Here is a 26710-nt window from a genome sequence, read left to right on the forward strand (position 1 = left end):
TGCGGGAGTCGCCCATGAAAACTCAGGTTTGGATGAAAGCGAGTACGGCATTGGCGCTGGTCATGGCCCTTGGGCTTGCCGGGTGCAGCAGCGGTGGTGGTGGTCATCACAGCGAGGTTGATGGCTCGTCCACCGATGGTGGCGCTGGTGCAGGTGCAGGCGGCGGCTCCGACGGATCGGGCGGCAGCGGTGGTGATGGCGGCGGTATGGCGGGTGGTGGCAACGGCGCAGGCAACGGTGGCACTGGTGGTGGCACCGGTGGTGGAGGAGATGGTACGGGAGGCGGCGGTACCAATCCTGGTAACGGTGGCGGAACGCCAGGCGGTGGTGATGGTGGTACGGGTGGCGGTAATACGCCGACCCCGCTGGTCACCGGTCAGGTCGTCGGCCAGGTCGGCAATACTGTTTCCGGCTTGGGCGATGGTGTCAGCAACCTGGGTGAGATGATCGGCTCGCTGCCGGTGGCGGGGAACACTTCGCTGACCGGCGGCGTCGGTTCGCTGGTGTCGTCCACGGGTGATGCAGTCAGTAGTGTCGGCTCCGGCCTGAGCGAGGGGCTTGGGCAACTGGGCACCGGAAACAATGCCGTTGGTACGACACTCGGCGTGGTGGGGGCAGCCACTTCCAACCTCGGGACCGGCGTATCCGGCCTGGGACAGGGCATAGGGGCGCTCGCAACGAGCTCACCGGTCGAGCAGGTTCCATTGGTCAACCAAGTGGTGGCAGGCGCCGGGCAAGGCGTCGACCGTGTCGGTCAGGCGGTCACCATGCTGGGCAACACGCTGACCCCTGTCGGTACCAGCGGCCCGCTGGCGGGCGCCACGCAGGGGGTAAGCAATGCGTTGGTGCCGGTGGTGTCGCTGGTGGAAAACACCACTGCCAATGTCACCCGGCAAACCGGGCTCGCTGGCCCGCTGAACCAGACTCTCAACCAGGTCGGCGGGGCGCTCGACCAGGCTGGGCAACAGGTTGCAGGTACCGGCAACGGCAATCCATTGACCAGTACGCTCGGGCAGGTGGTGAGCAATGTGGGTAGCACCGTCAGCACCACCAGCGGCCTGGCCCCGACAACCGGCGGCGCACGCACTGGCCTGCTGGAAACCGTTGGCGGCGTGGTTGCTGGCGCTGGCAGCGGGCTGGCGGCGGGCACTGGTAATCCGGCGGTAGCGTCGGTAGGTGGCAGCACGGGCCAGGTTGGCAACACCGTCGCTGCGCTCGGCACGGTGCTCGGTGGCAATGGCGTCACCAATACGGCAGCAGGTGCTCCGGTGGCCGCGGTGACGCAACAGGTGAGCGCCGGTGTGACGCCGGTCGTCAGTGGCGTGGCCAGTGTCACCCAGCAGGTTGGTGCTGCGACGGGCGTCGGTGCGCCGGTCGCCGGGTTGCTCAATCAGGTGGGCGGTGCGGTGGCCAGTGCAGGCAGCCAGCTTGGCGCGGCCACTGGCAACCCGGTCGTCAGCCAGGTGGGGGCGACGGTCAGTGCAGTCGGTGGCACCGTTGGCCAGGCTGGCACGCTGGTCAATGCCAGCGGTGGCCAGAGTGGCGGGCTCGGCGGCGTACTGGGTGGTGTGACCGGTGCCTTGGGCGGCGCGCAGCGCTGATAAAGTGCCCGGCGGATCTTTTTCGCTGATCCGCCGGGCGCTCGGTTAGACGACGGCGCGCTCAGCACCTACGCTTGCATTGACAAGGGCGTCCCTGCCGGGCGCCCCTGGTTCCACAGGATCATGGAGTGTCCGAATGCGTCCACTGCTGGTGACGATGCTGGCGCTGTCCTGGGCCTGCGTGGCCCGCGCCGAACCCCTCCCGAGTTTTCTCAACAGCAACGAAACCGAACGCCGCCTGCCCACGCCGAATCTACCGGTGGACGCCTACCGTCCGGGCAAGCCTGGGCTGAATGTACCGGCACCAGCGGCACCCCAACAAACGCCATTGCAGATGAACACCCAGGTCCTGGTGCGCAAGGTGCGCTTCGAGGGCGGGACCGTCTACCCCTTGGCGGATCTGCGCGAGCATTACCAACCGATACTCAATCGCAGCGTGACCCTCGCTGAACTGATCGAGGTCACCCGACGCCTGACCCAGCGCTATCAGCAGGACGGCTATCTGTTGTCGTACGCCTATCTTCCGCCGCAAGACTTCGCCGATGGCCGCGTGCGGGTGGTGCTGGTGGAAGGTTATATCCGCGACTACGAGGTTCAGGGCGATATCGGCTCCGCATCGGGCTATGTCGAGCGTCTGGTGAACAAGCTCAAGGCCGAACGGCCGCTGACGCGCAAGACCTTCGAGCGCTACACCAGCCTGATCAGCCGTATCCCCGGTGTCACCTTCCAGGCCCAGGTGCCGCCACCGGGTACCACCGACGGTGCCACGCGCCTGATTGCCCAGGCTTCGCGCAAGCCCTTCACCACCACGCTCAACCTCAGCGACGGCAACCGTGACGATCTGCAAGCGCTGCTGGGCGCCAGCAGCAATGCCCAGACTCGCTTCGCCGAGCAGTTGAGCGCCAGTGTGCTGGTGCCAGCGGGCGAGGACAAGGAACACTATTACCGCGTCGACTACAGCCAGTTCGTGGATGACGAGGGTACGCAACTGCTGCTGTCGGCATCGCGCTATCGCAGCGACCCGAAGGCGCGCATTCGCCTGGACAACGGTATCGACCTGACCCAGCACCGCGAGAACGAGCGTTACTCGATCGGGCTCAGCCAGGCGTTGATCGCTTCGCCGACCGAATGGCTGGATGTGGTCGGGCGCTTCTATGCGGTCAATGACCAGATCGACTACCAGGTCGTGGGCTTCCCGCTGAAGCTCGACAGCCACACCGACATTCGCGCGCTGTCGTTCGAGGGTGACTGGCGCAAGGCCGAGGCCAAGCGCCTGCGCATCCTCAGCGCCGGGGTTTACCAGGGCCTCGACCACTTTGGCGCACGCACCAATGCAGGCTACGACCTGGACTTTCTGCGGCTGCGTCTGTCCGGGGTGCAGAGCGACAATTTCCTCGAACACTGGCAAGGGGTCGTGTCCGCTGCCGGTTACTGGAGCAACGACAGTTTGCCCGACAGCGAACGGGCGGTGTTCGGCGGGCAGAACTTCGGTCGTGGCTACCCCAGCGACCAGGCCTCCGGCGACAAGGGTTGGGGCCTGGCCTACGAACTGAACTACAGCATCCAGCGCCAAGGCCAGTGGCTGAAGGTGCTGCAGCCCTATGTGGTGCTCGATACCGCGCGGGCCTGGTTCAACAAACTGGAGGTGCAGAAGGCGAAGATGTCGTCGGCGGCGGTAGGGCTGCGGTTTGGCGATGCGCGCTATTACAACATCGCGCTGGAGGTGGCCAAGCCCATGTCGGACATCGCCCTCGACAGTCTGAACCGGCGGCCGCGGTTCACGGTGAGCTTCAGTTATCAACTGTAGGGGGGATGGATCTTCCTAGGAACTGTCTGACCTGATCTGTCGAATAGCGTCTGATTGCCGCTCATGGGGGGCCTGTCTAGTCTTTGCGAGGACGTCAGGGAAGGGAAGTTGGTGATACTTGATTTTTCGTTTATTTCGAATATGTTGAAGTGAACAGAAGTCTTCAGCGAGAAAGTTCATGACTGTGCCTATCCGTACCGAGTTTCCCGAGGCCCGTGAAGTAGCAGCCGCTGTGCAGGGGCAACGAGACCTGGCAGCCGTGCTATGCACCCAGGCTGACATGCAGCGCATCGAGATCTACGACGCCGATAACAAGGCGCATGCCGTCGAACTGCCAACCAGTGCGCTGCGGTTGCTCCTGGACATACTGGGAGAGTTGGCACAGGGCAACTCTGTGCGGGTAGTGCCGGTCCACGCGGAGCTGACCACGCAGGAGGCCGCGGATCTGCTGAGCGTTTCGCGCCCTCATCTGGTGAAACTGCTCGAGGAAGGAGCATTGCCCCATCACAAGGCCGGTCGACATCGTCGTGTTCTCTTCTCTGACCTGATGACCTACAAACAGCAGCGGGATCAGGCCAGCCGCAAGGCGATGGACGACTTGACCGCGCTATCGGAAGAGCTTGACCTGGGGTATTGATGCGTCACTCACCGTTCACCACGATTTACGACGCATGCGTTCTTTATCCCGCCCCTTTGCGCGACTTGCTGGTCAGGCTCGCTGGCAAGGGCCTTTACAGAGCCAGATGGAGCGCCCAGATCGATGATGAATGGAAAAGGAATCTATTGCTGAAACGGCGGGATCTTACCCGGGGGCAATTGGACCGTATTTCCACACTGATGGAAGCGGCGATTCCCGATGCACTGGTTGTCGGTCATGAATCCTTGTACCCGGCTCTGAATCTGCCCGACCCCGATGACGTACATGTTCTTGCCGCCGCGATCAGAAGCAACGCGGAAGTCATCGTGACGTTCAACCTGAAAGACTTCCCCCATCCGCATTGCGCTGTTTCGGTGTAGAGGCACAGCACCCTGACGAATTCATCATGGACTTGTGGGACCTCGATCAGGCTGCTGTTCTGGAGGCTGTGGCTGAAATGCGGCGCAGCTTGGTTCGTATGCCTTACACCGCCGAAGCCCTGCTGGAGTGCTATTCAAGGCAAGGCCTACCGCAGACGGCAGGAGTTTTGCGCGACTTCGCCTTGTTGATCTGAACGCATTGGCCTACCGCCCCACCACCTGCATCACCGACTTGGGAAACAGATTGTCGAGTGTCTCCAGCAAGCGGGCGTGGTAGATCGGTTTGCGAAACAGGTCGAGTACGTGCAGGCGCAGCAGGTCGCTGACGTCGTCCATATCGGCATGGCCGGACATGACGATCACCGGCAGATGCTGGCGGGCGGTGTGGTCGCGCAGGCGCTTGATCAGGCCGATGCCGCTTTCTTCGGGCATGCGCAGGTCGGTGATCACGAGGGCCACATCAGGGTAGCGGGTGAGCTGTTGCAGGGCGGTCTTCACCGAGTTGGCGGTGTGGCACTTGAAACCTTCGTTTTCCAGCAATTCAGCCAGCTCCTGCAATGCCTCTTCCTCGTCGTCCACCAAAAGAATCTGCTGGCGCGAGGAAGAGTTCGGCATGCTTGGCTCCTGTTGGCCTGGCGTTATGCTGCGGCGTGCTGCTCAAGGTCATAGCGCCCCGGAGATGGCGGTGAACATCGTGGTGATCTTGCCGGAGATCGTCGGTACGAATGGCACCAGCACCACCGCGACCATTGCGGCGATCAGCGCGTATTCGATACCGGACGCGCCGTCCTTGCGGGTGATGAAGTTCTTGCAGTGCTGAAGGATCCGTTGCAGTTGCATGGCACATCTCCTTGCGCCGACGGCGCGGGGTAAGGACGTGGCTAAGTAACGTCCATTTGCCATCATAGAATTGCCAAGCTGGCGAAGCCTGCAAATGTAAAAAGGCATTAACCCTAAAGTATTGGAAGCCAAGGCTTTTTCTAAGTACCTGTTTTCCCTGCATGTCCGCGTGCCAGACGAAAAAATCCCGTTTCCGCTCATGGCGAACGGTGAGGTCTGCGCTACCGTTCAATAGCGAAATAGTTTCGTTTTGCCAGCAATCTAATGGCGCAGGGAGGCGGAGATGAGCAGTCGCTTGACCATGGTCCTGGCTGTCCTGTTTCTTCTCGGCGCAGTACTCGCAGGTTACTGGGGGCTGGTGCTCAGCCGCCCGTCCACACCCCCCGTCAGTCCTGCTCCCACAGTCGCCGAAGCGCCTGCCGAAGTGATTGCGCCACCTTCCCAACCGCCCGAACCGGCACGTACATCCATCGTTGTGTTGCGCAGGGCGCTCCCGGCGAACACGCCCCTGACCGAGGACGATGTGCTGCTCGAGCGCCTGCAAGTGGTGCCTGCCGGTGCGTTCCAGCACATCGACCAGGTGCTCGGTCGCTCCAGCGCGCGTGCGCTGTCGGCGGGCAGTTGGCTGGACGAGGCGAGCTTTCAGGCGGGCGGACCACTGTCGCGGATGATTCGTGCCCACGAGCGCGCGGTGGCCGTGGGCGTCGACGATGTGGTGGGGGCGGCCGGACTGCTGCGCCCAGGCGACTACGTGGATGTGTTGCTGTTTCTGCGCGAGGAGAACAACAACCCGCAGTCTTCAGCCCAGGTGGTGCTGCCGGCCCTGCGCGTGCTGAGTGTTGGCGAGCAGATGGGGCTGGCCAACGATGGCCGGCCGGCGCAAACCGTCGAGGAGGAACAGGCCCGGCGCGAACAGCACGGGAGCCAAGGCAGCGTCGGCGCTACCCGCACCGTCACCTTGGCCGTACCCGAAGCTCTGGCCAGCCGACTGATGCTCGCTGCCCAGGCCGGTACCCTGCGCCTGGCCGTACGCAGCGCCGATGAACAGCGCTTGGCGCGTTACTGGGCCGAACCTGAGGCGCGACCACAGGTCGAGAGTGCCGGACGCGAGCTCTATCGCTTCAGCCAGTTGTCCCAGTCTCCCGTGGCCAGCGCTGCTCCCGCCAACGCTGCGCCCAGCATGCAGATCATTCGTGGCGCCAAGGCTGCCGACATCGACAAGACTCCCTGACCAGGCAAGGATGCAGCGATGCGACGTTCCGAGCGTAGTTTCCGACATGCGTGCCGTGCACTGCTCCTGACGGCACTGGTGCCCCACGCCCAGGCGGCGGTGAAGGGGTGCGAGGCTTTCGGCCAGTTGCCCTCGGTGATCGAGATGGACCAGGGCCTGCAGCAGGAACTGCGCCTGCCGCTGGCGATCAGCCGGGCGGCGGTGGGCGAGCCCAAGGTCGCCGACGTGCAGGCCAGCGGCGATCGCGCGGTGCTGCTGACCGCCGTGGGGCCGGGCAATACCACCTTGATGCTGTGGACCGCCTGCGCGCCAGCGCCGCATCGGACCATGCTGTTCGTCAAGGGGCGCGCCAGTGCCGACATGGCAGAAGGCAGCCTGCTACCGTCCCAGGATGCGCAGTTGCCAAGCCAGGTGCAGGCCGATATCCGCTTCGTCGAAGTGCGCCGCAGCAAGTACAAGGAGGCAGGTGCGCGGCTGTTCTTCAAAGGCTCGAACAACAGCCTGATCGGCTCGCCGGGAGCGGTGCCGAATACTGCTGTCACTCCAGGCTCGGTGCCGATCACCCGCCCCGCGATCCCGCTCGACGACACCGTCTTCAACATCGTCTGGGGCGGTGGCAGCAGCAAGTTCCTGGCGGCGATCAACGCCCTGGAAAACAGCGGCTTCGCCTACACCCTGGCGCGCCCCAGCCTCACCGTGCTCAGCGGCCTGACGGCCAGTTTCCTGGCCGGCGGCGAGATCCCGGTCCCGGTGCCCAGCTCCGGCAGCGACAACGTGTCGATCGAATACAAGGAGTTCGGCGTACGCCTGGCGCTGACCCCGACCGTGGTCAGCCGCGACCGCATCACCCTGAAGGTTGCCCCCGAGGTCAGCGAGCTGGACTACAACAACGCGGTGAACATCGCCGGCACCCTGGTGCCGGGGCTGAGCGTGCGGCGCACCGATACCAGCATTTCCCTGGCCGATGGCGAGAGCTTCATCATCAGCGGCCTGGTCAGCAACAACACCCGCTCCTCGGTGGACAAGCTCCCCGGCCTGGGCAACCTGCCGATCCTCGGCGCGTTCTTCCGCCAGTCGGCGCTGGTGCGCGAAGAGACCGAATTGTTGATGATCGTCACCCCGCACCTGGTCCAGCCGCTGGCGGCCAATGCGCGCCTGCCGCAGTTGCCGGGCGAAGCGCTGCGCACCTACGACCCGAGCTGGGGCCAGCTGTTCTTCATGGAAAACGGCAACTTCGAAGGTCAGGGGGGGTTATCACGATGAACGACAGCCTCAACCAGACTTACCTGGCCATCACCCGCAACGAAGACGACCTGCAGTGGCTGCAAGATGCCCTGGCGCCGCAGGGGCAGGTGATCGGCGCCAGCGCAGGCACCCTCGACGAATTGCTGGCGCTGTTGGATGTGACGTTCAGCAATCTGGTGTTCATCGGCCTTGACCGCGAGCAGTTGGTCAGCCAGTGCGCGCTGATCGAAGGCGTGCTGGAAGCAAAGCCGATGCTGGCCATCGTCGCGCTGGGCGATGGCATGGACAATCAATTGGTGCTGCATGCCATGCGTGCCGGTGCGCGCGATTTCGTCGCCTACGGCTCGCGTGCCAGCGAGGTGGCCGGGCTGGTGCGCAGGCTTGGCAAGCGCCTGCCGACGGTGACCAACAACCCCAAACTGGGGGGCCTGACCGTGCTCTATGGTGCCCAGCGCGGCGCCGATGGCGCGCTGCTGACCACCCACCTCGCGCGGGTGGTGCAGGAGAGCGGCCAGCAGGCCCTGCTGCTCGACCTGGGTCTGCCGCGCGGCGACAGCCTGGCCCTGCTCGGGCTGGAGGCGTCATTCTATTTCGGCGATGCCTTGCGCCACCTGCGCCGGCTCGACACCACGCTGATCGACAGCGCCTTCACCCGCGACAAAGGCGGCCTGCGCTTGCTGAGCTATGCCGAGAACGACGATCCGCTGCGCCAGACCAGCGCCGCCGAGCTGTACATGCTGCTCAGTGCATTGCGCCAACACTTCCAGCACATCGTCGTGAACCTGACCGGGCATGCCGACAGCGAAGCGCTGCGTACCATCGTCAGCCATTGCGACAAGCTGATCGTCTACACCGACCAGAACATCCTCGACTGCCGGCGCAACCTGGAAGTGCTCGAACAGTGGCGCGACCGCGGCATCAAGCTCGAGCATGCCAGCTTGCTGGTGGACCGCTACCTGCGCAACGTCGCCCCGGATGCCGAGGCGCTCGCCAAGCGCTATGGCCTGCCGCTGCTCAAGGTGATGCCGGACTGCCCCGAGGTGCGCCTGAACGTGAAGAACCAAGGCCTGAGCCTGTTCGAACTGGCCCCACGCGAAGGCCTGACCCAAGCCCTGCGTGCCCTCGGCGAGCGCCTGGCCCGGCGCTCGGAAAACCTCGCCCCACCGAGCTTCCCCTGGCTGCGTCGGCTGTGGGGTAGCAAATGAGCGGCGACGAACCCTTCGGCGGTCAGCGCCACGCCTCGGGCGACCCGCACGCGCTCAAGCGTGCGCTGCATCGCTTCGCGATCGACGCCATCGAAGACAGCGGGCGCAACCTGCTCGAAGGCGCACGCCCGGCGTTGACCCAGTTCGTCCTCGAACAGGTGGGTGACTATGTCGGGCGCTTGCGTCTGGCGTTGTCGCGCTACGAGATGGAGCGCCTGGCCGAGGAACTGGTCGATGAACTCACCGGCTTCGGCCCGCTGGAAGTGCTGCTGCGCGATGCCAGCGTCACCGAGATCCTGGTCAACGGCCCGCACCGGGTGTTCGTCGAGCGGGCCGGGTTGTTGCAGCAGACCGACCTGCGCTTCATCGATGCGCACCATGTCGAACGGGTCATGCAGCGCATCCTTGCGCCCCTGGGGCGACGCCTGGACGAGTCTTCGCCGATGGTCGATGCGCGTCTGCCCGATGGCAGCCGGGTCAACGCGATCATCCCGCCAGTGGCGCTGGACGGGCCGTGCCTGTCGATCCGCAAGTTCCGCCAGGACATGCTCAAGAGTGCCGACTTGCTGGCCACCCGCGCCATCGATCAACCCATCTTCGATTTCTTCGAGCGCGCCGTGGGCCGTCGTTGCAACATCCTGGTCAGCGGCGGCACTGGTACTGGCAAGACCACGCTGCTCAATATCCTCAGCCAGATGATCGCGCCGCGCGAGCGCCTGGTGACCATCGAGGATGTTGCCGAGCTGCAGCTTCACCACCCCCACGTGGTGCGCCTGGAAACCCGGCCACCGAACGCCGAGGGCCATGGCGAGATCAAGCCCAGCGAGCTGATCCGCAACGCCCTGCGCATGCGCCCTGACCGCATCATTCTTGGCGAGATTCGCGGCGCCGAGGTGCTCGATGTGCTCACCGCGATGAACACCGGCCACGACGGCTCGATGAGCACCGTACACGCCAACACTGCACAGGACGCCCTGCTGCGCCTGGAGACCCTGGTCGGCCTCAGCGGCCGACAGATCGCCGAGAAGACCTTGCGCCAGATGATCTGCGCGGCGCTGGATGTGGTGATCCAGTTGACGCGTTTGCCTGATGGCAGGCGTTGCGTCAGCGAAGTGCTGGAGGTGGTCGGCGTACGTGAGGATGTGTATGTGACCAATACCCTGTTCCGCCTCGACCGACGCGGCGGCGAGACCTTCCAGCGCGAGGCGCCGAACCCGGCAGGCAGCAAACTGCGTCAGGACGGTGTGTCGTGATCGGGCCGTTGCTGCTGGCGCTGGCGCCGCTGCTGCTGGGGGCCGCCATGCTGCTGTTTCGCCTGGGCTTGTACAAGCGCGGCGAGGAGCGCGTCCTGCAGCGTCTGGGGCGCGCCTACCAGACGATTCGAACGGGCAGCGCCCGGCGCGACTGGCTCGACCCGCTGCTGCAACGGGCCGGCCTGATCAGCGCTGACGTGCGTCCGCAACGCTGGCTGCTGGCGTGGTGTGGGCTGGTGCTGCTGGCGGTGCTGTTGGCCGGTTGGCTGGCCGGCCTGATGGTGCTGCTCGGTGCGCCGCTGTCGGGCTATCTGTACTTGAGTTGGCGATGCCGTCGGCGCATGCGTCAGCTCGTCGAGCAACTGCCCGGTCTGCTCGACTACAGCGTGCGCAGCCTCAAGGCCGGTCGGACCCTGAGCGATGCGGTGCTCGGCGGCATCGACGGCACGCGTGAACCGTTGCATTCGACCATGGGCCGTGTGCGCCGCAATGTGCAGATGGGCGTGCCATTGGAGGATGCGCTGAGCGAGCTGGCGGAGCTGTACGACCAGGACGAATTGCGCCTGTTCGCCCTGGGCCTGCGCATCAATCAGCGCTATGGCGGCAATGCCAGCGAACTGATGGAAAACCTGATCAAGCTGATCCGCGAACGTGAGCAAGGCGCGCGCCAGCTCAAGGCCATGACCGGCGAAACTCGCGTTACTGCGTGGGTGCTGGGGGCCTTGCCGCTGTTCATGGTCGGCTACTTCCTGACGGTCAACCCCAACTACCTGATGAGCCTGTGGCGCGACAGCAGTGGGCAGTGGCTACTGTTCCTGGCCTTTGCCCTGCAGGCGATCGGCTGCCTGGTGCTGTGGCGCATGATGAGGAGTCTTTGACATGGCCCTGTTGATCTGCGCCTTGTGCCTGCTCGTCGTCGCCCTGTTGCTGGGGCTGCAGGCCTCGCGCCAGTTGCGTGCGCGCTACCTGGTTACACGGCGCCTGCAAGGGCGCCTGGCCCGCGAGGAACGCCTGGGCGACATGCTCCACTGGCTGGGCAGCAGCCCGCTGGGGCAACGCTTGCAGACGCTCGACGGGGAAACCCAGGGCCTGCTCGAACGGATCGGCTGGCGTCGCAGTCGCCAGCGCGCGCTGTTCGCCGCCGTGCAACTGGGATTGCCGTTGCTGGCCATGGGGCTGGCGTTGCTGCTGCAGCATGCCTTCATCGGCGTCGATGCCCTGCATTGGCTGGTGCTGCCAGTGTGCGCGCTGGTGATCGGCTACCTGTTGCCCAAGCGTCTGCTGGCACTGGCTGCCACGCGCAGGCAACAGCGTATCGCCCAGGAGGTCAGCCTGATGATTCCGCTGCTGCGTATTCTCTTCGAGACGGGGCTGGCCGTGGAGCAGGCGTTGCGTGTGCTCAGCCAGGAGGGACGGACACTGGTGCCGGAGATCAGCGAAGAGCTGCGGCAGGTGTTGCAACGGGTGGATTCGGGGCTGTCGCTTGGCCCGGAGCTGGAGAAGACTGCGCGGGTACTGGCAGTGGATGAGTTCGTCGACACCTGCGTGATCCTTCAGCAACTGCTGGTGCAGGGCAGTGGCGGGATGAAGTCGCTGCTGGCGCTCAAGGCGCTGCTCGACGATCGACGCCTCACGCACCTGCAGGAGCGAGTGTCGAAGATGTCGGCAAAGATGTCGGCGGTGATGATGGTATTCCTGTTCCCGGCCTTGCTCATTGTCCTGGCCGGGCCAGGTTTTTCTGCGTTGGCACGGGCCTTGGGGGTCTAGGGCCTGAGTCTAGGGAGAGAGGGATGAAAACGATCCTTTTGTTCACCGGCATGCTGCTGCTGGGCGGTTGTGCCGGGCAGTCGGCGCAGGGGCTGGGTGCATTGTTCGGCGGCCCAGGCTGCGGCAAGCCGGATGCCGACCAGCAACTGGCGTTGAACCTGGCGGACGAGATGCTCAATGAGGGGCGCCCGCATGCCAGCCTGGCGCACCTTGAGCAGTTGCCGAACACCCTCGACCAGGTGCGCCTGCGCAAGGCCAGGGTTTCGCGCTTGCTGGGCCGTAGCGAGGCCGAGCCCCTGTACCGCAGCCTGCTGGGGGGCTGCCTGGCGGCCGAGGGCGAGCATGGTCTGGGTCAGCTCGCCTCGGCGCGTGGTGACGATGCGCAGGCCTTGCAGAGCCTGCAGCGCGCGGTGCGCCTGGCGCCCACTGACGAGCGCGTACGCAACGACCTGGGCGTGGTGCTGATGAACCTGGGGCGTTACGAGCAGGCCCGCTTCGAGTTCCTCACGGCCATCGAGCTGAAGGACGACAACGCTTTGGCGGCGGTAAACCTGGTGACCCTGTCGCTGGTACAGGACAACTGGCAACAGGCGACCGATCTGGTCGGTCGCCTGCACTTGCGCCCTGAGCAGTTCGCCGATGCCCAGGCCCGGGCCAGGCAGGTGAAATCCACCGGGCGTGGTCCCATTGCGTTGGCCAATGGTGCCGAGGCGGTGGTCAATTGAGCAGGAGGAGGGTGGTCATGTTCAGGTATCTGATGGTGCTTGCCGGGTGTGCTTGCGTGTCAGTGACGATGGCCCAGGAGCCACCTCGCCAGGCAGAAGCGCAGACGGCCACCGAGGCGTTGCTGCGGGTGCAGTCCAGTGGTGAGCAGGCGTCGAACCGGTTGCAGGTGCAAACGGCGCAGGAGCGCGACCAGTCGATGCAGCGCTGGCTGGACACCTACAAGTATGTGATCCCGGATTTCTATCGTTGGACCAAGATGACGTCTTCGAACGACTGAGTGCGATAGCTGCTGGAGCGGCGGTTCGGCGCTCCGACATGTCCCGCGAGCACGGGCGTAGCCCGTGCCAGGCAGCGCGGTGTCTTTTTCGCGGGCAAGTCGGGGCGCCGAACCGCCGCTCCTGCACCTAGTGGGTAGTGAACCGCTGATGCACAGGCGAGGAGCGCGGCGTCAGAGCCAGGGCCAACTGGGTGCGGTTGTGCATATGGGTCAGGCGCAGCACCTGCGACACATAGAGTTTTACCGTGTTCTCGGTGATCCCCAGCTCACAGGCAATCTGGTAGTTGGTCTTGCCCTTGCTGACCAGCTTGGCCACTTCGAGTTGGCGCGGCGAGAGCTTTTCGAACACCGGTGGCAGTTCGCTCTCGAGCTCTTCCCCGTCACCGGCCCGGCGATGGGCACCCTGGCCACGGGCCTTTTCCAGGTCGTGGTAGAGGTCGTCGATGGATTCGGCCAGCTCCTGCAGGCGCTGGTTCAGGCTACCCAGCTCGCGGAAGTTGCGGCGCCGCTCCATCAGCGCTGCTTCCTGGCGGCGCAGGCCTTCGAGCAGTTCTGCCAGGTCCATGGGCTTCTGGTAGTAATCGGAAAACCCTTCGCGCAGCGCGCGAATGACATCCTGCTTGTCGGCGCGGCCGGTCAGCATGATCGCCTCGAACAGCCGCTGCTGCCCGGCGATGTCCTTCAGCGCGCGCATCAACGCGATGCCGTCCTGTTCGGGCATGTGCAGGTCGCACAGCACCAGGCCAATGGACTCGTCCGCGCCGTAGCGCTCGATGGCCTGCGCAGTGGAGTGCGCCGGCACACAGTGGTAGCCCGCGCTTTCGAGATATTCGCAAAGCTCTTCGACGATCAACGGCTGATCGTCCACAACCAGTACTTTCACCTCACTAGCAGACTTGTTCACGTTCAACTCCCTGTTCGTACGTGCCCCGCTCCGTTGGCCAGCCAGCCTGGCCCTTAAGAAAAGTAGTCGCACTTTGCAATTATGTACAAGGTCTATACACGCCGAATCGACCCACTGGTCATTCATTGGATCCAGACGGCGGTCAGGAGAAACCCGGCCAGCACGTAGGGCGCGAACGGTTGTTTGTCGCCCACCTGTTCGGCCAGGCGCTGCAGGCGCTTCTTCACCTTGGGGTTGGCCAGGGTCCACAGGCGGCGTCGGCCAAGCATCCACACCAGCACTGTCACGCCTGCACCGATGAAGGTGCCGAGCACGTACTGGTGGCTGGTGGCCAGAGCCAGGGCGCCGAGCAGTTTCACATCGCCGGCGCCGAAGCGGCCGAGCATGTAGCCGGGAAGGGTCAGCAGCATGACGATGGCCAAGGCCCAGCCCGCATCGCTGGCATCGGCACCTATCCAGCTGTGCCCGGTGGCGAACAGCCAGGCCAGGGCGCAGGCGGCGACACCCAGGGTCAGGGTGTTGGAGATCTGCCGTTCACGGACATCTTGTTCGGTGCACAAGGCAAGCCACATCAGGAGAACAATGCTTTGCATTGGCAATTGGCCATCCCTATTCGTTGAACGGGTTCTATTCTGTCACTCAGGACTTCTAGTCAGGGTAGACGTGAACATGCGAGCAAGCTTGGCAGTACGGCAAAAAGGCGCGGCAGCCATCGAGTTTGTCGCAGTCTTCATGATCTTTTTCGCGGTGTTCTACGGATTGGTCAGCTACAGCCTGCCGATGCTCATGCTGCAGTCGTTCAATCAGGCCAGTAGCGAGGCGGTACGGCGCTGCGTGGCGCTGGACCCGAACAGCGCGACCTATGCCAGCGATGTGCAGAACCTGGCGCGCCAGGTGATCGCCCAGCAACTGAGCTGGATGCCCGCTGCGCTGGACTTTCAGCCCGCCACCGATGCACGGATCGTACTGGCCCCCGGCAACCTGCTGACCGTGACCATCGACTACCCGAAAAACAAACTGACCAATGTCATGCCGGTACTGGTGCTGCCGTTGATCGGCGAAGTGCCGCGGCTGCCCCAGCGCTTGCAGGCCCAAGCGAGCCTGCAACTGTGAGCGGCGTTTTCGATCGCTGGTTGGGTGGCCAGACATCGGTGGCCGAGGCGCCGTTGGCGGTCGGTCTGCAGGTTTGGCTCGATGAGCAGGGTGAGGTGCTGCGCTTGTCTGGCCCGCTACGCACCCTGTTGGCCATGCCGCCCCAGCATGCCAGACGGGTGCAGGATTACCTGCAGCACCATAGCTGGCTGGTGCTCGAAGGTGATCCCGCCGATTGGCAGGGACAGCCGCTGGATCTGGATTTTCGTACCGTGCACGGCCATGCACTGCACACCCGTGGCTGGCTGCAACGCCAGGCCGAGGGCTGGCTGCTGCAGTTGTTCGATATCGGCGACCTGGTGCGCGCGCACGACCACGAGGGGCAGCGCTTGAGCCTGCAGCGCCTGGCTGGCGACATCGGCCGTGCGGTACGCGGCTGCGGCGAGGAGCGCCTGGCGCAGGTGACCGGCGAGCAGTTGCAGCGCCTGGTCGAGTACTGGCAGGCCGATTCGGTGCGGCTGATGCTGCTGGAGGCCGGCGTCTGGCGCAGCCATGCCGACAGTGGCGATGACTGGCCCTGGGCCGATGACGGGCAACTGCGGCCGTGGCTTGAAAAGTATGCGCTACGGGGCGAGCTCGATGCGTGCGAGCGTTACGAATTGCAGGTCTTGTGCGGCGGCTTGCCGGTGTCGCTGCTGCCCTATCGGCTGGGGCCGGACATCCAGGCCTGCCTGCTGTGCGTGGCGAGCGGTGCTCCGCCTGTACACGAGGCGGGAGAGCGGCTCTTGCAGGCGTTGCTGGACCCTTTGCTGGCGCGTCTTCGACAGCGCCAGTTGCAGCGCAGCGACCAGCACCTCGACGCGCTGCAGCGGCAGTTGGGCGCCGGTTGGTGGGAGTGGCCATTGCAGGGGCCGCTGCAGTTGGACCCCGCGTTGGCGGCCAGTTTCGACCTGCCGCGTGAAATCACCGTCGAGCAATGGCTGGCGCGAGTGCACCCGGCGGATCGCGAGGCCGCGCAGCTGGCGCTCGAGCAACTGCGTGAAGGCCGTGCCCTGAGCCTCAGCCTGCGCCTGCACGAGCACGCCCCGCAGATCAGCCCGCGTTGGCTGCACTGGGTGGGGCAGATGCAGGGGCGCCAGGTCCGCGGCTTTCTACTCGACATCAGTGCGCTCAAGGCTCAGGAACTGCAGGCTGGCGCCGCCCGTGCACGGCTGGAGAACCTGATCGCCAGCTCGCCGGCCGTGATCTATATCCAGCGCTATGCCGAGGGCGCGCTGCACAGCGAGTTCTTCAGCGCCAGCCTGGCCCCAATGCTGGGCTGGCACAGCGACAGCGAACAGGCTCGTCAGCCGGGGCTGGCAGTGCACCCTGACGACCGCAGCCTGTGGCTGGAGCGCACGCGCACACTGCTGCGCGATGGCCAGGCGCGCTGCCGCTACCGCCTGCGCGACCAGTCGGGTGGCTATCACTGGGTCCTCGATGAAGCCCGTCTGCTGCGCGACGACCTCGGCCAGCCCGTGGAGGTGGTCGGGCTGTGGCTGGACGTCAGCGAGGCGACCGAGGCTGCCGAGCGCGTGCGCCACAGCGAGGAGCGTTATCGAGTGCTGGTGGAGGATTCGCCGGCGATGATCTGCCGCTATCGTCCCGATCTCGAACTCCTGTTCGGTAATCGTCCGCTGGCTGACCACCTGGAGTGTGCGCCGGAGCAACTTGCCGGCATGAACCTTGGTCAGTGGATGTCCGACGCGCAACGCAGTGCGTTCCAGCAGCGCCTGGCAACGTTGACCCCTGAGCAGCCCTTGAGCAGCGCGGAGATCTGCCTGCAACTGCCGGGGCGGGAAAACGCCTGGTGGGTGTGGGCTGACCGCGGCCTGTTCGACGCGCAGGGGCGGCTCCAGGAGATCCAGGCGGTGGGGCGTGACAACACCGAGGTACGACGCAGCCAGCGCCAGTTGTTGCAGGGCGCGAAGATGGCGACGCTCGGTGAGCTGGCGACCGGGCTGGTGCATGAGATCAATCAGCCGCTGAACGTGATGCGCATGGCCGTGGCCAATACCTTGAAGCGTCTGGAGAACGGCGCGGCGGATACCGATTACCTGACCGACAAGCTGCACCGCATCGAGGCGCAGGTGGAGCGGGCGGCGCGGCTGGTGGAGCACATGCGCGTTTATGGCCGTCGCTCTGAACTGGAGCGTCAGGCATTCGTGGCCTGGGACGCGGTGGAAGGTGCGGCCGCGTTGCTGGCCGAGGGGCTTCGGGGCAAGGGTGTGGCCTTGCATATCGCGGCGCCCGAGTCGGCGTTGACGGTGCTGGGGCATCAGGACCAGCTCGAGCAGGTGTTGATCAACCTGATGATCAATGCCCGCGACGCGTTGCTCGAACGCCAAGCCCTGGCGCCGGCCATACGGGTCAGCCAACAGCGGGTCGAGGGGCGCGTCTGCCTGCAGGTCGAGGACAACGCGGGCGGCATCGACCCGCGCCTGCTCGGGCGCATCTTCGAGCCCTTCTTCACCACCAAGCCCGCGGGTGTCGGCACGGGGCTCGGGCTTTCGGTGAGCCATGGCATCGTCGAGGCCATGGGCGGCAGCCTCGAGGTACTCAACGGCCCGGACGGCGCGTGCTTCTGCATACTGCTGCCGCTCTACAGCGCCAGTTGAGCGCGGCCTGTCGAGCAACTGAGGTTGGCGCCGACTTCGGCGTTGACCAGGTCGACGCCTAGCACTTTCAGCAGCACGTTCAGCAAGGGGTCGAGCAGCGGGCTGAGCAGGCCTTTGATCAGCGGCTCGAGTATCGCCTTGACGCCATCGAGCACCCCACCCACGAGCACCAGCACCTGGCCCAGACCGCTATTATTGGCGGTCGGTCGGTAGGCCTCCAACTGAATGCCCAGCAGGGTGTCGCTGAGGCTGCCGACCACGTTGTCGTTGGCGCTTCTCATGGGTAGATAGGCAGGTTTGAGACCGATGTTCGGCGGTACGCTGTCGGGGGCCTGGAAGGTCAGCGCGCGCTCCTGGGCGCCGCTGCCCAGCACCTTGCTGTCCACCCGCAGGCCGATGCCGCCGCCGACGAAGGGGATGCGCTCCTCGCACTGGCCGAGCGGCAGGATCAACAGCCGGGTGCAGCGCTTGGTGCCGATGTCGATCAGGGGCAGCGACTTCACCGCAGTGGTGCCGTTGGTGAAGAACTCATCCGGTGAGGCGAACTGGCCTACCGCGATCTTGACCGCCGAGCTCTGGTTGCGGGTGGTCAGGCGCTTGGGTGAGCAACTGAAGGTATCGGGGGCAGCAGGATTGAGGCGGGTACTGGCTTCGGCGACTTCCAGGCCGATGTCCAGGTGCAGCTTGCCGGGCACCAGGACGATATCGCTGACCGTACAGGGCACGCCGAGCAGGCAGAGCACCGATTGCACGGTGGCGGCGAGGTTCAGGCTGAGCAGGTTGTTGATCACGTTGGTCAGCGGTGCGGCGAGGTCGAGCACGGCGTTGACCAGGCCGAAGATGCCATCGAGCAAGGGCAGGTCGAGGGAGATCATCGCCCGCACCTGGGCAGTGTGCACACGCAGTTCGTCGGTACGCGGGTCTCCGACCGAGGAGATCTGCTGCGGCTCGATGACCTTCAGGCGAACCCGTCCGTTGACCAGGCCGAGCACGTTGAGCGGCAGGTCGACGTTGGCGGCGCTTTCGCTGGCGGCCAGTTGGATCACCCCTTGCACCAGTTGCAGCAACTGGATGCTGGCATCCAGGCCGGCCTGGGCGGTGCCGTTCTGGATGTCGAGGATATCGCCCAGGCGCACCAGCGTGCTGTTGCCGGCCCCCAGGGCGACCTTGCCCAGGTTGGTCACCACCTCCAGCGCCGCACCGCTTTGTTGCAACACCTTGACCGCCGCTTGCAGCAGTTGGGTGGCGGTGGCGTTGGCGTTGAGCAACTGCTTGTAGTCGCCGACCGTGAGGTTGAGGTCGACTGCCAGTTGATCGAGATAGCTGAGCAACTTGATGTCGGTGGCGGCGATGCCTTTCCAGCCGGCGAGGTCCAGCTGCACACCACCACCGAGGGCGCCGAGCAGGGCGTTGAGCAGTACCGACTGGCGCGAATCGACCGTGGCCAGGGTCGTGCGGATGCTAAGCATCGCCTGCGGCGGCAGTGGTGCCGAGGCGACAGCGTGGGCCTGCAGGGTGGTGGTCAGCGGCACGCCGTTGCCCTGGACCAGGGCATACACCCCCGCCGCGACGCTGGTGGTGACGGTGTTGCTGACATCGACCCGGATCGCTTCGTTGCGGTTGTCGTCGCGGGTAAAGCTGCGCAGGCTGTTGGCGCCGGTCTGCACGTAGCCGCAACTGGCCTGCAGCGGGTTGCCGGGGGCGTGCCCGTTGCGGCTGGCGGCATTGCGGGCGATGGCATTGGCCTGTGGGCCGGTGCCGATGCACACGGCGAACTGCCCGGCGGCTTCCAGTGCAGCCATGTCGGCGATGCGCTGCAGCTTGCGTTGTTCGAGGTAGAGCCGCCCACTGTCGATTGCCAGCAACAGGAACAGCAGGGCCATACCGAGGGTGATCACGGCCATCAGGCCGATCGCGCCGCGTTGGCGCGCAGCGGAAGAGGAAACCACGGGCACTCCTTTGCAGGCCGAAGGCCAGGCATCGCGATTGCGATTACAGGAGTGTAGTCAGGGTGATGGCATCTTGCCTTTTCTCAGCCTTCACGCCGCCCGGTTGTAGGAGCGGGCTTGCCTGCGAAAAAAACACCGCGCTGCCTGGCACGGGCTACGCCCGTGTTCGCGGGACCAGCCCGCTCCCACAGGGATTGGGCTGGTTTTTAGATTTTGAGCAAGACAGTTGCTCCTACAGATAGGGCGTCGGGTCTCAACGCGGTGGGTAGTTGCTCATCACCTGGGTCACTGTCTTCTGGATTGCGGCATTGCGCTCCTGCGGGCTTGGCGGGTAGCTGTTCATGATCTGCTCGGCACTGCCGCGCCAGACCAACTTGCCGTCACGGCCATCGAACAGGTCGACCTGGATGGTCGCCACCTTGTAGTCGACGCTACGGGTCTCGTTGTACATCGGCCCACCCCAGTAACCGCCCCAGTAGCCACCCCAGGCCCCGCCATAGTTGGTGGTGACCTGCTGCTGGCGGTCTTCGACGATCAGGTAGGCGCGCACTTTCACATCGGGCCGGGCACTGCCTTGTGCCGGACGCAGGCCGCGCTGGTCGAGCTGGTCGGCCACGGCCTGGCGGATGCGCTGCTCGGTGAGATCGCTCTTGATCCGCGGATCGTCCGGGCGGTATTGCAGGGCCGGTTCCTGCCAGGCCCAGCTGCGGTAGGCGGCGAAGTCACGGCTGGCATCGAAATCCTGGGTGACGTTGTTGCTGGAGCAGCCGGCGACCAGCAGCGCGAAGGACAGCAGAACGAGGCGGCGCAACATGATGATTCTCCTGACGCGTTAACTGGGAGGGTAGCCACTGAGGGCCTTGCGCACCGACTCGCGCAAGGCGTTTTCACGGTCGCGCGGCGAACCTTTTTCGCTGCCGCTTTCGGCGCTGGCACTCCACACCGGCTGGCCGTTGCGGGCATCGAACAGGTCGATGCGCACCACCATCACCTCGACTTCGTAGGTGCGCAGGATCGGTACGCTGCCGTAGGCACCATAGCCGTTGCGGTAGCCGCCATAGCCGATGCCGCCGTAGGGGGCGGGGCCGTAGTAGGGATCGTAGTCGTAATCGCGGACCTGGCGCAGGCGACGTTCCAGACGCAGGTTCGCGCTGACCAGCAGATCGCCGCTGGCGCCGCGTGCCGGGCGCAGGCCATGCTGGTCGAGCGCACCGCTGATGGCATCGGCCAGTTGCGCGGGATCGGCATTGGCACTGCCGCTGGGTAACTGGCCGTTGCGCCAGCTCCAGCTGCGATAGCGCCCATAGTCGCGTGGCGCGGCCGGGTAGGCGCTGGCATCGAAGGTGGTCGCAGCCTGGGGCGGTGCCGGTGGCAGTGGCCGGGAACTGGCGACATAGGGATTGCTGCTCTGGCACGCCGCCAGGGCGAAGGAAAGCAAGGCCAGGCACAACAGACGGTACGGCATGTATTCCTCCCGGCAGGCGAGATCAGCGTGGGCGACAGGTCCAGTGCAGGTAACGGCCGAGCCCGGCGAAGCTCGGATGACGGCGGTGGGCCAATTCCATTTCCAGCAGGTCGAGCAGCTCGGCCTTGTCCTGGAATTCCTTGGGCATGTAGTCGTGGAAAACCCTGACCCCACTCTCGCTTTCGACCTGCCACATGGGTTCAAGTTGCGCGCGCAGTTCTCGCGGATCAAGAGGTTTTTGCGGGGTGAGACTCTGTTTTTCGCCGGCCAGGCGGTCGCTGCGCAGCTTGCGGAAGTGACCCTTGAGCAAGTTGCGGTAGACCAGCGCATCGCGGTTGTAGAACGCCAGCGACAGCCAGCCGCCCGGTGTGGTCAGCTGGTGCAGCACCGGCAGGATGCTGTGTGGTTCGGCCAGCCATTCGAGCACGGCGTGGCACAGCACCACATCGAAGGGCTCGGTGAGCTGACCGAGCAGGTCCTGCCAGGGCGCCTGGATGAAGGTGGCGGGTTGGTTGGCCTCGGCGAAGCGCGCGCGGGCGCCGTCGAGCATCGGCGCGGCGGGCTCGGCCAGGGTCACCTGGTGCCCCCGCTGTGCCAGCCACAGCGCCATGTGGCCCAGGCCCGCGCCGATGTCGAGGATGCGCAGGGGGCGGTCGGGCAGGCTTTCGGCGAGGTCCGCCTGCAGCACCGCCAGGCGGATCGCGCCTTTGGCACCGCCGTAGATCTTCTCGGCGAAGCGGCTGGCCAGCTCATCGAAATGACGGTCGTTCATCGGGCGAAGCGCCTCTCGCTGTCGGCGAGCTTGGCCCGCACCACGGTTTCCATGTCCAGCCCCAGCTCGCTGCACAGCAGCAACAGATAGAGCACCACGTCGCCGACTTCCTGGCCGGCGTGGGCGAGCTGCTCGGGAGCGAGCTGGCGTGACTGGTCTTCACTCAGCCACTGGAAGATTTCCACCAGCTCGGCCATCTCGACGCTGGCGGCCATGGCCAGGTTCTTCGGGCTGTGGAAGCCGCGCCAGTCGTTGTTGTCGCGGATCCGGTGCAGGCGGTCGGTCAGTTCTTGCAGGTTCATCGAGGGCTCTCCTTCTGGCGCATAGCTTCGGGGGCGCCAGGGAGCAAATCAAGTGAATTGCAGGCCATTGTTGGAGCCGAGGGAGCGGCCCTGGCGCGCGCTTGATTTGGTTACAGGGCGCTCCATTTGCCGGTCATGTGCAGCAGGCCCCCGTGCCCGGTCAGATTCAGTTGCCCTTGCGGCCCAGCGGCAGTCGCGCCGAGTACCACCTCCGAAGGCAGGCGCACCGGCTTGTGGAAGTCCACCGCGAACTCATAGCCCGCCACCGGCAGATGCCCGCGCAGTGCCGCCAGCGCCATGGCCTTGTTCCACATGCCGTGGGCGATGGCCTTGGGGAAACCGAACAGCCGGGCACTCGCCGCGCTCAGGTGGATGGGGTTGTAGTCGCCGCACACCTTGGCGTAGCGGCGGCCGATATCGCTGTCGGCATACCAGCGCGTCACTTCCGGCGTTTCGATGGCTGGCTCGTCGTTGTCCTCGTGCGTTTCGCCTTCGAGCTTCAGCCCCCGCACCAGCATGCGGCTGGTTTCGCGCCAGAGCAGACCCAGCCCGTCCTGGGCCTCGGTGACCAGGTCGAAGGTGCCACCCTTGGGATGTGCCTGCAGGTTGTCGGCATGCACGGCAAAACGCAGGCCTTCGATGGCGCCCAACGGGCGCAGCACCTGGATCTCGTTGTGCAGGTGCACCAGCCCGAGCAGGGGGAAGGGAAAGTCGCTGGCGGTCAGCAGTTGCAACTGCAGGTTGAACGCGATCACGTGCGGATAGGTGGGCGGCAGGCGACCATCGTCGCTGAAGTGGCACAGGCGACGATAAGCCGCAAGGTTTGTCGGGTCGACCCGCAGGAAACAACGCAAGCCACCTGTGGGCAGGCGGTCGCCACTGATCTTGCGCTTGCCGAGCGCTCGCAGGTAAAGCCGGGTGCGAGTATCGGGGGTGTGCAGGTCCTGCCATGTCCGGTTCATGTTCATGCCCCCATCAGTGCTTGCCCGCAGACGCGCAGGTACTGGCCGCTGACCGCACCAGTGCCGGGCTGGGCGAGCCAGGCGACAGCCTCGGCGACGTCTTGTGGGCGTCCGCCCTGGCCCAGCGAACTCAGGCGACGGCCAGCCTCGCGCAGACCCATGGGCATGGCGGCGGTCATGTGGGTTTCGATGAAGCCGGGTGCCACTGCGTTGATGCTGATGCCGTGCGCACCGAGTTCAGGCGCCCATGCCTGGGCGAAACCGATCAGGCCGGCCTTGCTCGCGGCGTAGTTGGCCTGGCCCCGGTTACCGGCGATGCCACTGACCGAGGCGAGCAGCACGATGCGCGCGTTGTCGTGCAACTGGCCGGCGTCGAGCAGGGCCTGGGTCAGCACCTGGGGAGCCTTGAGGTTCACTGCCATGACCGCGTCCCAGTATTCCGGGGTCATGTTGGCGAGGGTTTTGTCGCGGGTGATGCCGGCGTTGTGCACCACGATGTCGATGCCCTCAGGTAACCCTTCGAGCAGTTTGGCCGAGGCATCGCTGGCGCAAATGTCTAGAGCCAGGGCGTGGCCGCCGATACGTGCGGCGAGGGCATCGAGGTCCTTCTGCGCGGGCGGCACGTCCAGCAGGATCACCTCGGCGCCGTCACGGGCGAGGGTTTCGGCGATGGATGCACCAATGCCGCGGGCAGCCCCGGTGACCAATGCGCGTTTGCCTGCCAGCGGTCGCGTCCAGTCCTGCACCTGGCTTGCACAGGCTTCAAGACGTAGCACCTGGCCGGAAATGAACGCGCTCTTGGGTGAAAGGAAGAACCGCAGCGCGCCTTCGAGCTGATCCTCCGCGCCGGAGGCGACATACAGCAGTTGCGCCGTTGCGCCGTTGCGCAGCTCCTTGGCCAGCGAGCGGCTGAAGCCTTCAAGGGCGCGCTGGGCGACGCTGGCCTGGGGCGCTTCGACCTGCTCAGGGGGGCGCCCGAGGATCACTACGTGGGCACAGGGTGCCAGGCTGCGCAGCAGCGGCTGGAAGAATTCGCGCAACTGCCGAAGCTCGTCGCTGTCGGACAGATGACTGGCATCGAACACCACCGCCTTGAGTTTCGGGCCGAGCCCGGCGACCCAGGCGGGAGCCTCGAGGTCTTCGCCGGCAAAGCTGTAGCGCTCGTCGGTGAGTGCCGGGGCGATGGCTTCGACCTTGCGTACCAGCGGCCCGCCGCCCAGCACCAGCGCGCCTTCGATCGGGCGCAGGCGTCCGGCCTGCCAGCGCTCCAGCGGCGCCGGGCGCGGCAGGCCGAGGGCATCGACCAGGCGGCGGCCGAGGTTGGAGTTGGCAAAGCCGAGATAGCGGTCACTCATGGTGCGGGTCTCCCTGAAGGCAAGCATGCAAGTGTGGACCATGTTTGCGGCAAGGTCGTTCGAATGCGGCAAAAACGCCTAGGCTGTAGCCAAGCTAGCCGAAGTGACAGGCCTTGAGCCCGTCATCCAATCGGATCAAATTGTTTCAGGAGGAATCAGCGCATGCATTCACCTCGACGGGTCGCGATCCTGGGGGGCAACCGTATTCCCTTCGCCCGCTCCAATGGCGCCTACGCCACTGCCAGCAACCAGGCGATGCTCACTGCCACTCTCGAAGGCCTGGTGGAGCGTTACCGCCTGCATGGCCAGCGCCTGGGCGAGGTGGTGGCGGGGGCGGTGCTCAAGCATTCGCGGGACATGAACCTGACCCGCGAGTGTGTGCTCGGTTCACGCCTGTCGCCGCAAACCCCTGCCTACGATATCCAGCAAGCCTGTGGCACGGGCCTTGAGGCGGCGCTGCTGGTGGCCAACAAGATCGCTCTAGGGCAGATCGACAGTGGTATTGCTGGCGGCGTGGATACCACCTCGGACGCGCCGATCGCCATCAATGAAGGGCTGCGCCGAGTCTTGCTGCAGGCGAACCGGGGCAAGCAGTTGAGCGAGCGCCTGAAGCCCTTCCTGAAGGTACGTCCGAGCTTCCTGAAACCTGAGTTTCCACGCAACGGCGAGCCACGCACTGGGCTGTCGATGGGCGAGCACTGCGAGCGCATGGCGCAGACCTGGCAGATCGGCCGTGCCGAACAGGACGAACTGGCACTGCTCAGTCATCGCCATCTGGCTGCGTCCTACACCGAAGGCTGGCACGACGACCTGCTCACGCCCTACCTCGACCTGACCCGCGACAATAACCTGCGCCCGGACCTCACCCCTGAGCAGTTGACCAAGCTCAGACCGGTGTTCGACAAGGGCGCTCAAGGCACCCTGACTGCCGGCAACTCCACGCCGCTGACCGATGGCGCCTCGCTGGTGTTGCTGGGCAGCGAGGCCTGGGCCGAGGCGCGCGGTTTGCCCGTACTCGCCTATCTGGTCGATGGCGAGACCGCGGCGGTGGACTTCGTCAAAGGCCAGGAGGGGCTGCTGATGGCGCCGGTTCATGCCGTGCCGCGGCTGCTGGCGCGCAATGGCCTGAGCCTGCAGGACTTCGACTACTACGAAATCCACGAGGCCTTCGCGGCCCAGGTGCTCTGCACGCTCAAGGCCTGGGAGGACGAGCGGTACTGTCGCGAGACACTGGGGCTGGAGGGCGCGCTAGGGTCGATCGATCGCAGCAAACTCAACGTCAAGGGCAGCTCGCTTGCGGCAGGGCACCCGTTCGCCGCCACCGGTGGGCGCATTCTGGCCAACATGGCCAAGCTGCTGGCCACGGCGGGCAAGGGGCGCGGTTTGATCTCGATCTGCGCGGCGAGCGGGCAGGGGGTGACGGCGATCGTCGAGCGTTGAGGTGTTAACCTTGTCGGACCCACGACAATTAACAGTGCCATGCAGACCCTCGGACAGATTTCCGCCCCCCGCGCCATCCCCGACCTCGAGCAACTGCCCAGGCCACTCTACGCCCGTGCCGAAAGCCTTGGCGCGGGCTCCTGGACCACGCGTCACCGGCACGATTGGGTGCAGTTTTCCTACGCGATCAGCGGTGTGCTGGGGGTCTACACCAGCGGTGGCAGCTACTTCGCGCCACCGCAGTGGGGGGTATGGATCCCGGCCGGTCTCGAACACGAAGTGGTGACCTCGATGCAGGCCGAGATGCGCAGCCTGTATGTGCGTCGCGATGCCTGTACCTGGGCTGCCGACGAATGCCGGGTACTCGAAGTGACTCCGCTGGCGCGGGAGCTGATCAAGCAGTTCTGCCAGATGCCAGCGTCGTATCCCGAAGGCGACAGCGCCGAGGCGCGCCTGGTAGCCGTCTTGCTCGACCAGTTGCAGGCGTTGCCGCAGGTGGGGTTTTCGCTGCCGCTGCCGCGCCATGCCGGGTTGCTCGCACTGTGCAATCAGTTGATCGCCGCGCCGGACCAGGCGCAGACCCTGCAGCAATGGGCGCTGCAGTTGGGCTGCTCGGAGAAGACCCTGATGCGCCTGTTCCAGCGCGAAACGGGGCTGAGCTTCCGTAACTGGCGCCAGCGCATGCGGCTGTTGTCATCGCTGGCGTTGCTGGAGGCGGGGGAGAGTGTGACCGATGCAGCACTAGGCTGCGGGTATGACTCGACATCGGCCTATATCGCGGCGTTCAAGCAACTGTTCGGTGCGACGCCTGGGGAGCTTCGTTTCTAGCGACGACCGACCAAG

Annotated in this window: 26 protein-coding genes and 1 pseudogene; 16 read left to right on the forward strand and 11 right to left on the reverse strand. The window is 65.3% G+C overall.

Annotated elements, in window-relative coordinates; genetic code table 11:
- Positions 1–14: 14 nt before the first annotated feature.
- The 4 genes and pseudogenes from ACNFHO_RS20940 to ACNFHO_RS20955 all read left to right on the forward strand — a co-directional run bounded on the left by ACNFHO_RS20940 (position 15) and on the right by ACNFHO_RS20955 (position 4619).
- Entirely contained in the window at positions 15–1601 is a 1587-nt protein-coding gene (locus tag ACNFHO_RS20940; protein ID WP_416767226.1) for a collagen-like triple helix repeat-containing protein, read from the forward strand.
- A 136-nt stretch (positions 1602–1737) separates the two neighbouring features.
- The gene (locus ACNFHO_RS20945; RefSeq protein ID WP_416767227.1) at positions 1738–3408 is read left to right on the forward strand and encodes a ShlB/FhaC/HecB family hemolysin secretion/activation protein; all 1671 of its coding nucleotides are present in this window, start codon (positions 1738–1740) and stop codon (positions 3406–3408) included.
- A 178-nt stretch (positions 3409–3586) separates the two neighbouring features.
- The gene (locus ACNFHO_RS20950) at positions 3587–4045 is read left to right on the forward strand and encodes a helix-turn-helix domain-containing protein (RefSeq protein ID WP_125931330.1); all 459 of its coding nucleotides are present in this window, start codon (positions 3587–3589) and stop codon (positions 4043–4045) included.
- A pseudogene (locus ACNFHO_RS20955) lies at positions 4045–4619 on the forward strand (PIN domain-containing protein). The gene ACNFHO_RS20950 and the pseudogene ACNFHO_RS20955 overlap by 1 nt, the downstream one beginning before the upstream one ends.
- A 10-nt stretch (positions 4620–4629) precedes the next feature.
- Here the strand turns inward: ACNFHO_RS20955 and ACNFHO_RS20960 are convergent.
- Entirely contained in the window at positions 4630–5040 is a 411-nt protein-coding gene (locus ACNFHO_RS20960; protein ID WP_054894187.1) for a response regulator, read from the reverse strand.
- Between the two features lie 48 nt (positions 5041–5088).
- Positions 5089–5265: a Flp family type IVb pilin gene (locus ACNFHO_RS20965; protein WP_112899257.1), complete on the reverse strand. Its 177-nt coding sequence runs from the start codon at positions 5263–5265 to the stop codon at positions 5089–5091.
- Between the two features lie 283 nt (positions 5266–5548).
- On the opposite strand from ACNFHO_RS20965, the gene cpaB reads away from it, so the two are divergent.
- From cpaB to ACNFHO_RS21005, 8 genes are read left to right on the forward strand one after another with little or no spacing between them, the layout of a single operon-like run.
- The gene (gene cpaB / locus ACNFHO_RS20970; protein ID WP_416767228.1) at positions 5549–6496 is read left to right on the forward strand and encodes a Flp pilus assembly protein CpaB; all 948 of its coding nucleotides are present in this window, start codon (positions 5549–5551) and stop codon (positions 6494–6496) included.
- Positions 6497–6514: 18 nt separating this feature from the next.
- A complete protein-coding gene (locus ACNFHO_RS20975; protein WP_416767229.1) occupies positions 6515–7759 on the forward strand; it encodes a type II and III secretion system protein family protein in 1245 nt (414 codons plus the stop codon).
- Entirely contained in the window at positions 7756–8946 is a 1191-nt protein-coding gene (locus ACNFHO_RS20980; protein ID WP_416767230.1) for a pilus assembly protein, read from the forward strand. The genes ACNFHO_RS20975 and ACNFHO_RS20980 overlap by 4 nt, the downstream gene beginning before the upstream one ends.
- A complete protein-coding gene (locus ACNFHO_RS20985; RefSeq protein WP_054894182.1) occupies positions 8943–10199 on the forward strand; it encodes a CpaF family protein in 1257 nt (418 codons plus the stop codon). The genes ACNFHO_RS20980 and ACNFHO_RS20985 overlap by 4 nt, the downstream gene beginning before the upstream one ends.
- A complete protein-coding gene (locus ACNFHO_RS20990) occupies positions 10196–11077 on the forward strand; it encodes a type II secretion system F family protein (protein WP_054894181.1) in 882 nt (293 codons plus the stop codon). The genes ACNFHO_RS20985 and ACNFHO_RS20990 overlap by 4 nt, the downstream gene beginning before the upstream one ends.
- A 1-nt stretch (position 11078) precedes the next feature.
- Positions 11079–11966 carry a type II secretion system F family protein gene (locus ACNFHO_RS20995; RefSeq protein ID WP_054894180.1) on the forward strand — a complete coding sequence of 296 codons (888 nt, stop codon included), beginning with the start codon at positions 11079–11081 and terminating at the stop codon, positions 11964–11966.
- A gap of 23 nt (positions 11967–11989) precedes the next feature.
- On the forward strand, positions 11990–12691 hold the full coding sequence (locus ACNFHO_RS21000; protein ID WP_063546270.1) for a tetratricopeptide repeat protein: 702 nt from the start codon (positions 11990–11992) through the stop codon (positions 12689–12691).
- Between the two features lie 17 nt (positions 12692–12708).
- Entirely contained in the window at positions 12709–12969 is a 261-nt protein-coding gene (locus ACNFHO_RS21005) for a DUF3613 domain-containing protein (protein WP_112899253.1), read from the forward strand.
- A gap of 127 nt (positions 12970–13096) precedes the next feature.
- Here ACNFHO_RS21005 and ACNFHO_RS21010 read toward each other — a convergent pair whose 3' ends face one another.
- Positions 13097–13873, reverse strand: coding sequence for a response regulator transcription factor (locus tag ACNFHO_RS21010; RefSeq protein WP_054895205.1), 777 nt, complete (start codon positions 13871–13873; stop codon positions 13097–13099).
- Positions 13874–13995: 122 nt separating this feature from the next.
- Complete coding sequence (locus ACNFHO_RS21015; protein ID WP_054895204.1) at positions 13996–14466, reverse strand: A24 family peptidase; 471 nt, start codon at positions 14464–14466, stop codon at positions 13996–13998.
- 76 nt (positions 14467–14542) lie between these two features.
- On the opposite strand from ACNFHO_RS21015, the gene ACNFHO_RS21020 reads away from it, so the two are divergent.
- Positions 14543–14986, forward strand: a complete 444-nt coding sequence (locus ACNFHO_RS21020; protein WP_063546264.1) for a TadE/TadG family type IV pilus assembly protein — start codon at positions 14543–14545, stop codon at positions 14984–14986.
- A complete protein-coding gene (locus ACNFHO_RS21025) occupies positions 14983–17622 on the forward strand; it encodes an ATP-binding protein (RefSeq protein WP_416767231.1) in 2640 nt (879 codons plus the stop codon). The genes ACNFHO_RS21020 and ACNFHO_RS21025 overlap by 4 nt, the downstream gene beginning before the upstream one ends.
- Here the strand turns inward: ACNFHO_RS21025 and ACNFHO_RS21030 are convergent.
- The 7 genes from ACNFHO_RS21030 to ACNFHO_RS21060 all read right to left on the reverse strand — a co-directional run bounded on the left by ACNFHO_RS21030 (position 17607) and on the right by ACNFHO_RS21060 (position 24427).
- Positions 17607–19571 (reverse strand): pilus assembly protein TadG-related protein, encoded by a 1965-nt coding sequence (locus ACNFHO_RS21030; RefSeq protein ID WP_416767232.1) that lies wholly within the window; start codon positions 19569–19571, stop codon positions 17607–17609. The genes ACNFHO_RS21025 and ACNFHO_RS21030 overlap by 16 nt on opposite strands.
- A 253-nt stretch (positions 19572–19824) precedes the next feature.
- Positions 19825–20385, reverse strand: a complete 561-nt coding sequence (locus tag ACNFHO_RS21035; protein ID WP_416767233.1) for a DUF4136 domain-containing protein — start codon at positions 20383–20385, stop codon at positions 19825–19827.
- An 18-nt stretch (positions 20386–20403) separates the two neighbouring features.
- Complete coding sequence (locus ACNFHO_RS21040; protein ID WP_416767234.1) at positions 20404–21036, reverse strand: DUF4136 domain-containing protein; 633 nt, start codon at positions 21034–21036, stop codon at positions 20404–20406.
- 22 nt (positions 21037–21058) lie between these two features.
- Complete coding sequence (locus tag ACNFHO_RS21045; RefSeq protein WP_054895199.1) at positions 21059–21808, reverse strand: methyltransferase domain-containing protein; 750 nt, start codon at positions 21806–21808, stop codon at positions 21059–21061.
- The gene (locus tag ACNFHO_RS21050) at positions 21805–22110 is read right to left on the reverse strand and encodes a MazG-like family protein (protein ID WP_054895198.1); all 306 of its coding nucleotides are present in this window, start codon (positions 22108–22110) and stop codon (positions 21805–21807) included. Before ACNFHO_RS21050 ends, ACNFHO_RS21045 begins: the two co-directional genes overlap by 4 nt.
- A 110-nt stretch (positions 22111–22220) precedes the next feature.
- A complete protein-coding gene (locus ACNFHO_RS21055) occupies positions 22221–23072 on the reverse strand; it encodes a MaoC family dehydratase (RefSeq protein WP_416767237.1) in 852 nt (283 codons plus the stop codon).
- 2 nt (positions 23073–23074) lie between these two features.
- Positions 23075–24427 (reverse strand): 3-oxoacyl-ACP reductase, encoded by a 1353-nt coding sequence (locus ACNFHO_RS21060; protein WP_416767238.1) that lies wholly within the window; start codon positions 24425–24427, stop codon positions 23075–23077.
- 162 nt (positions 24428–24589) lie between these two features.
- Here ACNFHO_RS21060 and ACNFHO_RS21065 point away from each other — a divergent pair, with 162 nt between their 5' ends.
- Together ACNFHO_RS21065 and ACNFHO_RS21070 are read left to right on the forward strand one after the other, a co-directional pair.
- On the forward strand, positions 24590–25867 hold the full coding sequence (locus ACNFHO_RS21065; RefSeq protein ID WP_416767239.1) for an acetyl-CoA C-acetyltransferase: 1278 nt from the start codon (positions 24590–24592) through the stop codon (positions 25865–25867).
- Positions 25868–25906: 39 nt separating this feature from the next.
- A complete protein-coding gene (locus ACNFHO_RS21070; RefSeq protein WP_054895195.1) occupies positions 25907–26695 on the forward strand; it encodes an AraC family transcriptional regulator in 789 nt (262 codons plus the stop codon).
- The last annotated feature ends 15 nt before the right edge of the window (positions 26696–26710 follow it).

This window comes from Pseudomonas sp. NY15374, from assembly GCF_048068255.1.
GTDB lineage: Bacteria > Pseudomonadota > Gammaproteobacteria > Pseudomonadales > Pseudomonadaceae > Aquipseudomonas > Aquipseudomonas machongensis.